Genomic DNA, 13,253 nt, shown 5'->3' with positions numbered 1-13,253 from the left:
AGTTTACTCCTCGGTTTTCTTAGCGGCTGCCTTCTTGGGCGCTGCTTTCTTCGCAGGTGCTTTCTTTTCGGCGGTAGCCTTTGGGGCTGCCTTCTTGGCGGCTGCCTTTTTAGGTGCGGCTTCGGCCTTTTCTTCCTTTGCAGGAGCGTCGGCCTTTACCTCGGCTTCCTTCTTCGGAGCGGCTTTCTTAGCCGTGGCCTTCTTTGCGCCTTTCGCGGCAATGTCCGTGATTCTAAGAACGGACAGGTCCTGACGGTGCCCGGCCTTGCGGCGGTAATTCTGCCGACGCTTCTTCTTGAACACTACAATCTTATCGGCACGTGCCTGTTCCAGCAGCGTTGCTGAAACGACGGCACCATCGAGAAGCGGTGCGCCAATCGTTAAAGCTCCGTCTTCACCGGAGATAGCAAGAACCTCATCAAGCTGCACACTATCGCCTGCTTCGCCAGCGAGGCGCTCCACCTTGATAACATCGTCTTTGGCGACTTTATATTGCTTGCCGCCGGTTTTGATCACTGCAAACATGGCTGATCCGTTTCGAACATGTTAAATAGGCCGCCAAGACTAATTTCTTTGCGCACCACAATTGAAGGCCGCAATATATCCATGGCCCGGGCGAAGTCAACCTGATTCAAGCGTTGATTTGAAGTTTTTGGCGCAATCCGCTCTTGCGTCGCCAAATACCATGCGCTACAAGCCGTTTTCCAGAGATTTTGGGCACTCAGATGCTTAGTTATAGCGTCATCCGCCTAAATTTCCAAGCGGTCGGTTGGCAGAGTGGTTGAATGCGCCGGTCTCGAAAACCGGTAAGGGTGAATGCCCTTCGAGAGTTCGAATCTCTCACCGACCGCCATTTCCGTCATACTTAACCGTTGACGGGGTATAAAGCATCTACTATTCATGATATATGGATTAATTCAGTTTTATTTATCTCAATCAAGCGCATGGTCATTCAATATGGCCGGATATTTTTCCGCTTTTAACAGAAGCGAGATAAGAGGGTACATGTCTATCGTCATTTATCATAACCCAGAATGCGGCACGTCACGCAATGTGTTGGAAATCATTCGTGCCTTTGCCGAAGAACCTGTTGTAATTGACTATCTGAACACAGGGTGGACACGCCCGCAATTACTGGGCCTGTTTGCCGCTGCCGGCTTGACACCGCGCGAGGCATTGCGGATTTCAAAATCACCCGCTGAGGAGCTTGGATTGACTGACCCTGCGGTCTCCGATGATGCACTTCTGGAGGCAATGGTGGAACATCCTGTGTTGGTAAATCGTCCCATCGTCTGTACCCCGAAGGGTGTAGGACTTTGCCGTCCATCAGAAACAGTCTTCCGGTTAATTGACGCTGCATCCGGAAAAACCTACACAAAAGAAGATGGGGAGGTCATTGCGGTACCATGAAGACCGTTCTACCGAATATAGTTGCCGAGCATTTTCATGCAATTCAAACAGACAAACTGGCACTTTCAGGCGAGCCAACTCATCCGCCACGTATCTTGATGCTCTATGGATCCCTTCGTGAGCGATCCTATTCCAGACTCATGACCGAAGAAGCTTCGCGAGTGCTTCGCCAATTCGGGGCGGAGGTAAAGATATATGATCCCTCAGGATTACCCCTTGTCGATGACGCTTCTGAAAGCCATCAAAAGGTGCAGGAGTTACGAGAACTATCGCTTTGGTCTGAAGGGCACGTCTGGTGTTCGCCTGAACGTCATGGCGCAATGACGGGGGTTTTGAAAACACAGATAGACTGGCTCCCCTTGGCCCCAATTGGTGGGGTCAGGCCCACACAAGGGCGCACTCTCGCACTGATGCAGGTGTGTGGTGGGTCACAGAGTTTTAACGCCGTCAATCAAATGCGCATATTAGGCCGATGGATGCGCATGATTACGATTCCCAATCAATCATCTGTTTCAAAAGCGTTTTTGGAGTTTGAAGACGATGGCTCCATGAAGCCATCTCCGTTCTACAATCGTATGGTTGATGTGATGGAAGAATTGGTGAAATTCACCCTTCTTACGAGAGGACGGGCTTCCTATCTGGTGGATCGATATTCGGAACGGATTGAAAGTGCAGAAGTCTTGTCGAAACGTGTAAATCAGAAATCAATGTGATTGCGCCGAGCCTATGGAGTAGGTCAGGCAGACTCTGATTCGACATCGCCTTGCTAATTTTTTACGCGATCCACGACGGCACTTTGATAGTCGACCGACTACAATCGTGTCATCAAGTCCTAATCCGATAGGGTTGACCCGCTGCAGAGTGTCCTCACCAAGCTAAATGTGAATAGTAAATCGATGCGATGTTTTTGAACCATCTGGTATTGGGAATCGGCCGGATGGATTGGAATTCCCATCGATCTTGATGCCCAAGAAATTTTGGTAAATGAACATCTATAAACATGGACGGTTTCCCTATCTATTATCCAATTTACAGAGACGGGCGACAAAACATTCGCGAGACTTAATGTTCTGTTTATCCATGATTCCGTTGCCCTGGGAGTGAACGTTCATGAGCCATTGCGGGATATTTATCTTGCCCGGAAATCACGCATTTAACCGATATATTAGAAAGGGAGACAGGTTTTTTCTTGTGTCCTAATTTTATATCTATATGAAATACATGAAATATTCCGTATGCGCGACAAATTCTGTTTGAAGCAGCTACATAATAATAACCTCTGCAGAGGAGTAAAACATAAATGGCTGACGTTCACGAATCACTTGATCCAATTTTTTCCGAGGTACTCCGGCGGAATGCCGGGGAAACGGAGTTTCATCAGGCTGTTCGAGAAGTTCTGGATAGTATCGGTAGGGTAGTCGTAAAGAATCCGACATACGCGAGCAATGCCGTCATAGAAAGAATATGTGAGCCAGAACGTCAAATCATATTCAGGGTTCCGTGGGTGGATGATCAGGGGGATGTTCAGATCAATCGCGGGTTCAGGGTCGGGTTTAATTCCGCTTTAGGCCCTTATAAAGGGGGCCTGCGGTTTCACCCTAGTGTAAACTTGGGCATCATTAAATTTCTTGGATTTGAACAGATCTTCAAGAATGCCCTTACGGGCCTTCCAATTGGTGGGGGAAAGGGCGGCGCTGATTTTGATCCTAAAGGGCGCTCCGAAATGGAGATTATGAGGTTTTGTCAATCATATATGACAGAACTCAGCCGACATATTGGTGAGTATACAGATGTTCCCGCAGGTGATATCGGCGTTGGACAACGTGAAATCGGTTTTATGTTTGGCCAGTATAAGCGGATGACAAACCGATATGAATCGGGCGTGCTTACGGGTAAAGGCCTGACTTGGGGTGGCTCTCGGGTACGCAAAGAAGCAACCGGATATGGAGCGGCTTTCTTCGTGGAGCGGATGCTGGGCACCCGATCAAATAGCTTTGATGGTAAGAAAGTAGTCGTTTCCGGCTCAGGAAACGTGGCAATTTATACCATTGAGAAAATCACACAGCTGGGGGGACGGGTAATTGCCTGTTCTGATTCGGACGGCTTCGTTGTTGAAGACGAAGGTATAGATTGTGAACTTCTAAAAGAAATAAAGGAAGTTAAGCGCGGACGACTCTCCGATTATGCGAAAGAACGAAATGCAACAGCGGCATACAATTCGTCTGGCAGCATCTGGAATACACCCTGCGATGTCGCAATGCCATCCGCCACCCAAAATGAACTGAATGGGAAAGATGCCCAGGCTCTCATAAACAACGGCGTTATTGCCGTTGGAGAGGGAGCGAATATGCCGTGCACACCGGAGGCCGTTAAAGCGTTTTTGGATGCCGGTGTGTTGTTTGCACCCGGAAAAGCTGCGAACGCGGGCGGTGTCGCTACAAGCGCTCTTGAAATGCAGCAAAATGCCTCCCGAGATTCCTGGACATTTGAGGAAACGGAACAACGACTCGCGGCTATAATGCGAAAAATTCATGATCGCTGTGAACGGACAGCCGAAGAGTACGGGCTGGAGGGTAACTATGTTGCCGGAGCGAACATTGCCGGGTTTATCCGTGTTGCAGAGGCAATTCGTGCTTTAGGGGTGATTTAAACTAAACGCTTTCGGTCACTGGATTTCTATAATGGCTTGCGGCAGAAAGTAGCAGGATGAGTAATTTTACCTGACATGGCCCGAATAAATGCTAGTCTGTGGCCATCCTGATATATGCGGAGTAAGGCAGCATGTTTGGCATTGATGCAATTGATCTCGCCCGAATGCAATTTGCCTTTACTGTGTCCTTTCATATTATTTTTCCGGCTTTCTCCATCGGATTGGCCAGCTACCTTGCCGTCCTGGAAGGCCTATGGCTCTGGAAAAAGGAACAGAAATATATCGAGGTCTTCAACTACTGGAAGACCATCTTTGCGGTCGGCTTCGGGATGGGGGTCGTCTCGGGAATCGTGATGGCCTATCAGTTCGGCACGAACTGGTCCGTATTTTCCGACAAGGCCGGGCCAGTGATAGGGCCATTGATGGGTTATGAGGTTATGTCCGCCTTTTTCCTTGAGGCAGGCTTCCTCGGCGTGATGTTGTTTGGCCAGAAACGGGTCGGGCCAAGGCTTCACTTTTTTGCGACATTGATGGTTGCTGCAGGAACACTGTTCTCTGCCTTCTGGATACTTTCCGTAAATTCCTGGATGCAGACCCCCACCGGGCACATAATCAATGCGGCCGGACAATTCGTCCCTGACGACTGGTTTAACGTGATTTTCAATCCCTCCTTTCCATATCGGTTGGTTCATATGGTGTTGGCGGCGTATTTGACCACGGCCTTTGTCGTTGGCGCCGTCGGAGCCTTTCATCTGTTGAAAGACAAGTCCAATAAAAACGCCCGACTGATGTTTTCGATGGCAATGTGGATGGCGGCGATAGTAACCCCGATCCAGATAATCGCAGGCGATCAGCACGGATTGAACACGCTTGAGCATCAACCGGCAAAGATTGCGGCGATAGAAGGACATTATAAGAATGTGAAAGGCGCACCGCTTCTACTTTTCGGTATGCCGGATAATGACGAGGCGAAGACCCTCTACACCGTTGAAGTACCAAGGTTGGGATCGCTTATCCTCACCCATAGCTGGGATGGCGAATTACAAGGTCTTGAGTCATTCCCGAGAGAAGATTGGCCGAATACGTTCCTGATTTTCTGGACATTCAGGATCATGGTGGGAATGGGCATGATCATGCTCTTCATTGGGCTTTGGAGTTCGTTGCGTCGGTATCAGGGGCGCCTTTATGAGGATCGTTGGCTTGCTCGCGCCGCAGTGGCTGCAGGCCCGATCGGCTTCATTGCGGTGCTTTGTGGCTGGGTCACAACAGAGGCGGGCCGGCAGCCCTGGACGGTATATGGGTTGCTGCGAACTTCGGAGAGCGCGTCCCCCCTAAATGGGGTCGAGGTCGGCGGCACGTTGATCGCCTTCATTCTCGTCTATTTTGTCCTGTTTGGTACCGGCGTGTATTATATGTTGCGGCTGATGGCGAAATCGCCCGAACCCGTTCCCGAGACCACAACGGCGAGCCTAAAGAGGGCGTCCGGAATGACAGGGGCCCCCTCAACTTTTGATCACTCCCAATCTTGACGCAGGGGAGGAAAAAACATGCTGGAATTTGATCTACCTCTTATTTGGGCCGCAATTATTGCGTTCGCAATTCTTGCCTATGTGTCGCTCGACGGGTTCGATTTGGGGGTCGGTATTCTGTTTCCACTGGTTCCGGAGGAATCAGGTCATCGCGATGTGATGATGAATTCGGTTGCGCCGATCTGGGACGGCAATGAAACCTGGCTCGTTTTGGGCGGCGGCGGTTTGCTCGCCGTCTTTCCGCTTGCCTATGCTGTTGTTCTGCCCGCCCTTTATATCCCTATTATTGTTATGTTGCTGGGACTTATCTTCCGCGGGGTTGCCTTTGAGTTCCGCTGGCGGGCGTCTGAAAAAAGACGCATCTGGTGGGATCGTTCCTTTGCCTTTGGGTCCATAGTAGCGACTTTGGCGCAAGGCATATGTCTTGGTGCGCTCATTCAGGGAATTGAGGTTGTTGATAGGAGTTTTGCCGGCGACCGTCTCGACTGGTTAACACCTTTCTCATTACTGACCGGATTTTCCCTTGTAGTCGGGTATACTCTTTTGGGAGCGACATGGCTGGTCATGAAAACGGAAGGAGAGCTGCAAAATCTAGCGCGAAAGTATTCCATGATTTCAGGTTTGGGCACCCTTATTCTCGTCGGAATTGCCAGTTTTGCAACCCCGTTCCTTGATGCGCAATATCATCACCGCTGGTTTGAAGGAACAAATCTGTTATTCAGTATTACGATCCCGTTCCTGTTAGCAATTTGCGCGGCCATTCTGTTTATTGGACTTAAACGCCATCACGATATCAGACCTTTTTTTGCGGCTCATGGCATTTTTCTGCTTTGTTACATCGGAATTGGAATCAGTTTCTATCCCCGTATGGTGCCGCCTGATATTACGATCTGGGCCGCGGCAGCGCCTGAAAAAAGTTTGCAATTTCTATTAGTTGGGACCATTTTTCTTGTTCCCATAATTCTTTCCTACACCATATACAACTATTGGGTGTTCCGGGGGAAGGTCGATAAGGAAGGTGGATATCACTGATGTCTGTTCGATTGCGGCAGTATCTCTGGTTCGTCGCTTTGTGGGTGTTGGGGGTTTTAGCGGTTGGTGCCGTAGCGCTTCTTATTCGGCTTGTCCTAATGCCATAACCAAGGCTAAGTATTGAAAATCAGCAGTTCCGACAAATTCTCTAATTTCTAAGATGTCAATTTGTGACAATTAATCCCTCTTGCGTCTGTCAAATGTCTGTCATACGGTAATAAATTGGGAGATAGGGGGCTGCTTTTTTGGATGGGAGGCGGCCTTATATCCACAACGTCAGTGATAGCTGACGAAAAAAAGATTGCTTGGCATTGCGACAGGTTTTTTCATCGAGGGGAGGCGAATGGAATATTTTTTGCAGCAATTGATCAATGGTATTACGCTGGGATCGATTTATGGTCTTATCGCGATCGGTTATACCATGGTTTACGGAATCATCGGCATGATCAATTTTGCTCATGGCGACATTTTCATGGTGAGTTCGTTTATCGCGCTGATTGTTATAACGGCTCTTGGGTTGACGATATCAACCGGGCTCGGATTGACTATACTGGCGCTCATACTCGTGCTTGTGACGGCTATGGTAATTGCGTCGGTATATGGGTGGACAACAGAACGGCTAGCCTACCGTCCGCTTAGGGGTTCCTTCCGGCTTGCCCCGCTGATCACGGCCATTGGCATTTCTATTGTACTGCAAAACTATATCCAGATCACACAAGGCGCCCGGGTTAAGCCGCTCCAACCCATAATCGCGGATGGCTACACCTTGATGACGCGGGTTGACGCGAATGGCGAATTTGCCGTTCAGATTTCCAATATGCAGATCCTGATCATTGTCGTGACGATTATCTTGATGACGATTTTTTCCCTTATTATCGCCAAGACATCTCTTGGCCGGGCGCAACGGGCCTGTGAGCAGGATCGTAAGATGGCCTCACTCCTCGGCATCAATGTAGACCGGACAATCTCCATGACCTTCGTGATGGGTGCCGCGCTTGCGGCGGTTGCTGGTTTGATGTTCCTTCTGTATTACGGCGTAATTGATTTCTTTATCGGCTTTGTTGCTGGTGTGAAGGCATTTACCGCCGCTGTATTGGGCGGGATCGGGTCGCTTCCTGGGGCAATGCTTGGGGGGCTGGTTATCGGACTGATTGAAACATTGTGGTCCGCCTATTTCTCAATTGAATATAAGGACGTCGCCGCCTTTTCCATGTTGGCGATTGTGTTGATCTTTCTGCCGCAAGGCTTGCTCGGTAAGCCGGAGGTGGAAAAAGTATAATGGCAGATACGGAAAGCACCCCCTCGCGCCCAGCTCGACATCTGGATTTTAGCAAAGTCGTAAAAGACCTCATTGTTACGACACTGATAGCAACGGCAGTTTTTGGCTCCACGATCGCGTTCCGGACCGTGTCCGCAGCGGGTGGTCTCGGGCTAGAAGTGCGCTATGATATCGCCTTTTATGTGATTGCCGCTGTGGTTATTGGCCGGTTGTTGCTTTGGATCTTCGTTTGGAGCAAGCCTCCCGGAACATCCGCCGTTGAAATGCCGGTGAGTATAAAGTCCGGCCTTGCGAAGGTATCCGCGAAAGTAGGTAAGGGGTTCGGGCCAACGATGCTCTTGTTTGCCTTGGTTTTCCCCTTCCTGCCCTTTACCGATCGTTATCTCCTTGACCTGAGTATCCTGATTCTGACGTATGTCATGCTTGGCTGGGGCCTGAATATTGTAGTCGGCCTTGCCGGGCTTCTGGACCTTGGCTATGTGGCGTTTTATGCCATCGGGGCCTATTCTTATGCACTGTTAGCCCAGTATTTCGGATTCTCTTTTTGGATGTGTCTTCCGCTCGCCGGGATTCTTGCGGCGTTTTGGGGAATTATTCTTGGGTTCCCGGTTCTTCGGCTGCGCGGGGACTATCTCGCGATTGTGACGCTCGCTTTTGGCGAGATTATTCGCATTGTATTGCTCAATTGGTATCAGTTTACGGGCGGGCCTGACGGGCTTTCCGGGATACCACGGCCAAGCTTTTTTGGCCTTCCCTTTAACCGTAGTGAAGGGGGCTTTGCTGATTTCTTTGGTCTCGATTATTCTTCGATACATCGCATCATGTTCTTGTATTTCCTGATCCTCGCTTTGGCGCTACTCACTAATTTTGTGACTAATCGCCTCCGCCGCCTGCCAATCGGTCGTGCCTGGGAAGCCTTGCGTGAAGATGAGATCGCCTGCCGGTCACTTGGCCTCAATACAACCTCCGTGAAACTGACAGCCTTCGCCATTGGCGCTATGTTCGCCGGTTTTGCGGGGTCATTTTTTGCCACTCGACAAGGATTTATCTCGCCAGAAAGTTTCACCTTTATTGAATCGGCCCTGATCCTAGCGATTGTTGTTCTTGGCGGCATGGGTTCGCAAACTGGTGTGGTAATTGCTTCCATTGCCATGATTGGTGGTTTTGAAATCTTCCGGGAGGCCGAACAGTTTCGAATGCTGATATTTGGTCTTGCCATGGTGATAATAATGATCTGGCGGCCGCGCGGCCTGATCTCGACACGTATCCCGTCCATCTTTCTTAAAGAGAAAAAGAAGGTGTCAGCAGATATGGTTGCACAAGGGGAGGGGCACTGACATGGCACATATTGTTGATGATCCGGTTCTGAGCGTTGAACATCTGAATATGCGTTTTGGCGGATTGCTTGCCGTGGACGAGTTGTCTTTTGATGTTGGCAGGAGGGATATTACCGCGCTGATTGGTCCAAATGGAGCCGGGAAAACGACGGTTTTTAACTGTATCACTGGCTTTTACAAGCCGACAGAGGGCAGGATAACAGCCCGTCATGAGACAGGTGAGACTTTCCTTCTTGAACGTATGGATGATTTTAAGATTCCGAAAATTGCCAAAGTTGCGCGAACTTTCCAGAATATCCGCCTGTTCGGGGGCATGACCGTTCTCGAAAATCTGATGGTGGGACAGCACAATACGCTCATGGTCGCATCGAATTATACTTTCGGCGGTATATTCGGGTTGAGTGGATATAAAAAGGCCGAAAAAGAAGCGGTGGAGCTTGCAAAATACTGGATGGAGCAAGCAGGCCTTACCAAACGTGCTGATGATGCAGCGGGGGACCTTCCGTATGGAGATCAGCGGAAACTCGAAATCGCCCGCTCCATGTGTACGAAACCGAAGTTGCTGTGTCTTGATGAGCCAGCTGCCGGCCTGAACCCGCGTGAATCTGAAGAGCTGAACAAGCTGTTGCTTTTTATTCGTAAAGAACGGGATACCGGTGTTCTGCTGATTGAGCATGATATGAATGTGGTGATGGGTATTTCCGATCATATTATTGTACTCGATTATGGCAAGAAAATTGCCGACGGCACACCGGAAGAAATCCGCAACGATCCAAGTGTTATTGCTGCCTATCTCGGGGTAGCAGATGAAGAGGTTGAAGAAGTCGAGCATGAGATTGAGGAGGGAGCGTCCTAATGAGCGAACAGCCTCTTCTGGAAGTAAAGGATGTTGAAACCTTTTATGGGAAAATCCAAGCCCTGAAAGGTGTCACCATGGAGGTGAATTCCGGTGAAATCGTCACCCTCATTGGTGCGAATGGTGCGGGGAAATCCACCCTGATGATGACTATTTGTGGTAACCCGCGGGCGGCTGCCGGCCAAATCATTTTTGACGGACAGGACATTACCAATCTACCGACCCATGAAATCACCCGGATGAATATCGCCCTGTCGCCGGAGGGGCGGCGGATTTTCCCCCGTATGACGGTTTATGAAAACCTGATAATGGGGGCAACCACTTCCGATCCGGCGTATTTCGACAAGGATTTGGCCCATGCATTCGAACTGTTCCCGAGACTGAAGGAGCGTAAAGATCAACGCGGTGGCACCCTGTCGGGTGGCGAACAGCAGATGCTGGCAATTGCCCGGGCCCTCATGGCCCGACCTCGACTACTTCTGTTGGATGAACCGTCGCTTGGTCTGGCACCGCTTGTTGTGAAGCAGATTTTTGAAGCGATCAAGATGCTCAATGAACAAGATGGCCTGACTGTCTTTCTCGTTGAGCAAAATGCGTATCATGCTCTCAAGCTTGCAAATCGTGGGTATGTCATGGTCAATGGCACTGTAACCTTAAGTGGTACTGGCAAGGAGCTGCTGGCAAGTGAGGAAGTCCGAGCGGCATATCTGGAAGGGGGGGCGCACTGATGGGAATTCTGTGGGAAAACAGTTTCACGACTTTCCTGTTCGTTACAGTCATAATTGGCGGTGGCGCGGGATATCTTGCGGGCAGGTCACTTGCGACTAACTGGCGCCCAATTCCGCAACTGATTCTCTTTATGCTGTTGCTCGGGCTTGCTGTGAGATTTTTTCACTTTGCACTATTCGAGGGGACACTGCTATCCATTCACTATTATGTCGTTGACGCGTTGGTGCTGATCGGCATTTCTCTATTGGGTTACCGATTACGGCGTGTGCGGCAAATGGTGACACAATATCGCTGGCTTTATGGACGGGCAGGACTTTTTTCCTGGCGTGAAAAGAAGAACGCCGGAGGTTGAATTCAGCCCGTCGAATTCCCTTTTATATTTGTTTAAAAGTTTGATATAATTTTGAAAAAGCAGCGTGACTTACGAGTTTGCATTCTATCAACAGGGAGTTTGAAGATGAAAAAAATGTTACTTGCCGTATCGGCTATGTCGATGGGCTTGATGGTCAGTTCAGGCGCTGCCTGGGCAGATATCACAATTGCGACGGCGGGTCCGATGACCGGTCAGTATGCCAGTTTTGGCCAGCAGATGAAGGCGGGCGCGGAACAGGCTGTTGCTGACATCAACGCTGCCGGTGGTGTGAACGGTGAAATGCTGAAGCTTGAGATTGGCGACGATGCCTGCGATCCAAAACAGGCTGTGGCTGTTGCCAACCAGATGGCTTCAAAAGGCGTTGTTCTCATGGCGGGTCATTTCTGTTCCGGTTCTTCCATTCCGGCTTCTGCCGTTTATGAGGAAGAAGGGATCATTCAGATTTCCCCAGCTTCCACCGCCCCGAAGCTGACCGATGAAGGCGGCCCGAACGTATATCGCGTTTGCGGTCGCGATGACCAGCAGGGCAAGGTTGCAGGTGCTTATCTTGCAGATCAAACCAAAGCTGGCAAGAAAGTTGCTATTCTGCATGATAAAACCGCCTATGGTAAAGGCCTTGCAGATGAGGCCAAAGCCTCATTGGAAGCAGCCGGAGGCGAGGCAACTATGTATGAGGCCTACACCGCTGGTGAAAAAGACTACACTGCTCTTGTTTCAAAAATGAAGCAGGAAGGTATAGATATCGCCTATATTGGTGGTTACCATACTGAAGCAGGATTGATCGTTCGCCAGATGCGCGATCAGGGCATGAGCACACAGCTCGTCTCAGGTGATGCAATGGTGTCTGCGGAATATTGGTCGATTACGGGAGATGCTGGCGAAGGAACGCTTTTTACTTTCAGTCCTGATCCTCGCTTAAATCCAAAGGCGGCTGATGTTGTAAAAGTCTTTCAAGCTAAGGGTATAGATCCCGAAGGTTATGTCCTTTATACCTACGCAGCCATTCAGGCTTGGGCGGATGCCGCTAGGGCAGCAAAATCAGTAGAACTTGAACCTGTCATGGATTCCCTCAATTCAGGCACATTTGATACGGTTCTTGGCTCCCTATCTTTCGATGACAAGGGTGACGTGACCCTGCCGGGCTATGTCTGGTATGAATGGAAAGATGGCAAATACGCCTATAAGTAAATCCGTTTAGTACCGTAAAAAAAATACCCCGGAAGTTGCGGCTTCCGGGGTTTTTTGTTGGGAACGTTCTACAGGAGATTCTTTAGGTCGAAACGAATATTTTCATATCGGCGTTTAATCAGTTGATAATCAGTTTCTTCTGTTGCGGCAAGACCAGACAGAAGAAGCGTATCCTGCAGGTCGGACGACAGGGAAGCGATGGCCTCGACTACCGCATGATGAATGCGATCAACTTCCTTTTCCGGCCGCTGCGCTGTTATCAAGGGAAGCCCAGGTGTCGGATCGGTTCGTGCAATGACCGTTAGTTTATCCGTCGCGGACACAAAACGCTTTGCATGTTCCCACGTTATCGCATCAATAGAGGCAAGATCTATGTGCCGTTCTGCCAATTCCGTGATGGCGTTGCGGTGACTCATCACCTGTTTATATTGACGGATTTTATTCAGGGATATTCCTTCTGATGCCAAATGAGAGAAAAAAGCAGCAACACCGGATTGCGAAAGGGGGTCATTATATCCGAAGATTGCCGAATCTAGGTCGGTAAGTTCTTCGATGCCACTGTCTTTATGGACAACAATCACGCTGAAATAGCAGCCAGCTCCACAATCGATATCATAGGCTGGCGTGCCAACTAGTGAAACATCCACTGCCAGTTTTTCTACATATGGCAGTCCGCAGGTTTGGCCGAGGAGGAGGTTAGGATGCTGCCAGAACGGCAAAGGATCCTCTGTCCGGGTCAGTTGTGTCGGCGGCGAAAAGCCTGCATCGCTGAGGCTATCATGAAGGGCGGACCAATAGGCATCCGTTGCATCACGGATTTCCGGCCAATCATACATGGGAAGAAGTGCAATGGGCGCAGGCATGGAAGGG

The 13,253-nt window shown here is 49.8% G+C and carries 13 protein-coding genes and 1 tRNA gene; 12 read left to right on the top strand and 2 right to left on the bottom strand.

Annotated features, from left to right (window positions below):
• Positions 1–3: 3 nt before the first annotated feature.
• Positions 4–525, bottom strand: coding sequence for a 50S ribosomal protein L21 (gene rplU, locus GQE98_RS02080; RefSeq protein WP_161313884.1), 522 nt, complete (start codon positions 523–525; stop codon positions 4–6).
• Positions 526–763: 238 nt separating this feature from the next.
• On the opposite strand from rplU, the gene GQE98_RS02075 reads away from it, so the two are divergent.
• The 12 genes from GQE98_RS02075 (at position 764) to GQE98_RS02020 (ending at position 12,383) form a co-directional block, all read left to right on the top strand.
• A tRNA-Ser gene (locus tag GQE98_RS02075) sits at positions 764–853 on the top strand.
• A 152-nt stretch (positions 854–1,005) separates the two neighbouring features.
• The gene (gene arsC / locus GQE98_RS02070; protein WP_161313883.1) at positions 1,006–1,410 is read left to right on the top strand and encodes an arsenate reductase (glutaredoxin); all 405 of its coding nucleotides are present in this window, start codon (positions 1,006–1,008) and stop codon (positions 1,408–1,410) included.
• The gene (arsH, locus tag GQE98_RS02065) at positions 1,407–2,123 is read left to right on the top strand and encodes an arsenical resistance protein ArsH (RefSeq protein ID WP_161313882.1); all 717 of its coding nucleotides are present in this window, start codon (positions 1,407–1,409) and stop codon (positions 2,121–2,123) included. The genes arsC and arsH overlap by 4 nt, the downstream gene beginning before the upstream one ends.
• A 587-nt stretch (positions 2,124–2,710) precedes the next feature.
• On the top strand, positions 2,711–4,060 hold the full coding sequence (gene gdhA / locus GQE98_RS02060) for an NADP-specific glutamate dehydrogenase (RefSeq protein ID WP_161313881.1): 1,350 nt from the start codon (positions 2,711–2,713) through the stop codon (positions 4,058–4,060).
• 131 nt (positions 4,061–4,191) lie between these two features.
• Complete coding sequence (locus GQE98_RS02055) at positions 4,192–5,589, top strand: cytochrome ubiquinol oxidase subunit I (RefSeq protein ID WP_161313880.1); 1,398 nt, start codon at positions 4,192–4,194, stop codon at positions 5,587–5,589.
• A gap of 21 nt (positions 5,590–5,610) precedes the next feature.
• A complete protein-coding gene (gene cydB, locus GQE98_RS02050) occupies positions 5,611–6,621 on the top strand; it encodes a cytochrome d ubiquinol oxidase subunit II (RefSeq protein WP_161314770.1) in 1,011 nt (336 codons plus the stop codon).
• Positions 6,622–6,964: 343 nt separating this feature from the next.
• Complete coding sequence (locus tag GQE98_RS02045; RefSeq protein WP_161313879.1) at positions 6,965–7,900, top strand: ABC transporter permease subunit; 936 nt, start codon at positions 6,965–6,967, stop codon at positions 7,898–7,900.
• Positions 7,900–9,237 carry a high-affinity branched-chain amino acid ABC transporter permease LivM gene (livM, locus tag GQE98_RS02040; protein WP_161313878.1) on the top strand — a complete coding sequence of 446 codons (1,338 nt, stop codon included), beginning with the start codon at positions 7,900–7,902 and terminating at the stop codon, positions 9,235–9,237. The genes GQE98_RS02045 and livM overlap by 1 nt, the downstream gene beginning before the upstream one ends.
• A gap of 1 nt (position 9,238) precedes the next feature.
• Positions 9,239–10,093, top strand: a complete 855-nt coding sequence (locus GQE98_RS02035) for an ABC transporter ATP-binding protein (protein WP_161313877.1) — start codon at positions 9,239–9,241, stop codon at positions 10,091–10,093.
• Complete coding sequence (locus tag GQE98_RS02030; RefSeq protein ID WP_161313876.1) at positions 10,093–10,821, top strand: ABC transporter ATP-binding protein; 729 nt, start codon at positions 10,093–10,095, stop codon at positions 10,819–10,821. The genes GQE98_RS02035 and GQE98_RS02030 overlap by 1 nt, the downstream gene beginning before the upstream one ends.
• Positions 10,821–11,174, top strand: coding sequence for a DUF6867 family protein (locus GQE98_RS02025; protein WP_202526035.1), 354 nt, complete (start codon positions 10,821–10,823; stop codon positions 11,172–11,174). The genes GQE98_RS02030 and GQE98_RS02025 overlap by 1 nt, the downstream gene beginning before the upstream one ends.
• A 105-nt stretch (positions 11,175–11,279) precedes the next feature.
• Positions 11,280–12,383: a branched-chain amino acid ABC transporter substrate-binding protein gene (locus tag GQE98_RS02020; protein WP_161313875.1), complete on the top strand. Its 1,104-nt coding sequence runs from the start codon at positions 11,280–11,282 to the stop codon at positions 12,381–12,383.
• 68 nt (positions 12,384–12,451) lie between these two features.
• On the opposite strand, the gene GQE98_RS02015 is transcribed toward GQE98_RS02020, so the two are convergent.
• The gene (locus GQE98_RS02015; protein WP_161313874.1) at positions 12,452–13,246 is read right to left on the bottom strand and encodes a phosphate/phosphite/phosphonate ABC transporter substrate-binding protein; all 795 of its coding nucleotides are present in this window, start codon (positions 13,244–13,246) and stop codon (positions 12,452–12,454) included.
• Positions 13,247–13,253: the final 7 nt, after the last annotated feature.

It is taken from the genome of Sneathiella litorea (assembly GCF_009882915.1).
Lineage (GTDB): Bacteria > Pseudomonadota > Alphaproteobacteria > Sneathiellales > Sneathiellaceae > Sneathiella > Sneathiella litorea.
This window is presented reverse-complemented; position numbering and strand designations above follow the sequence as displayed.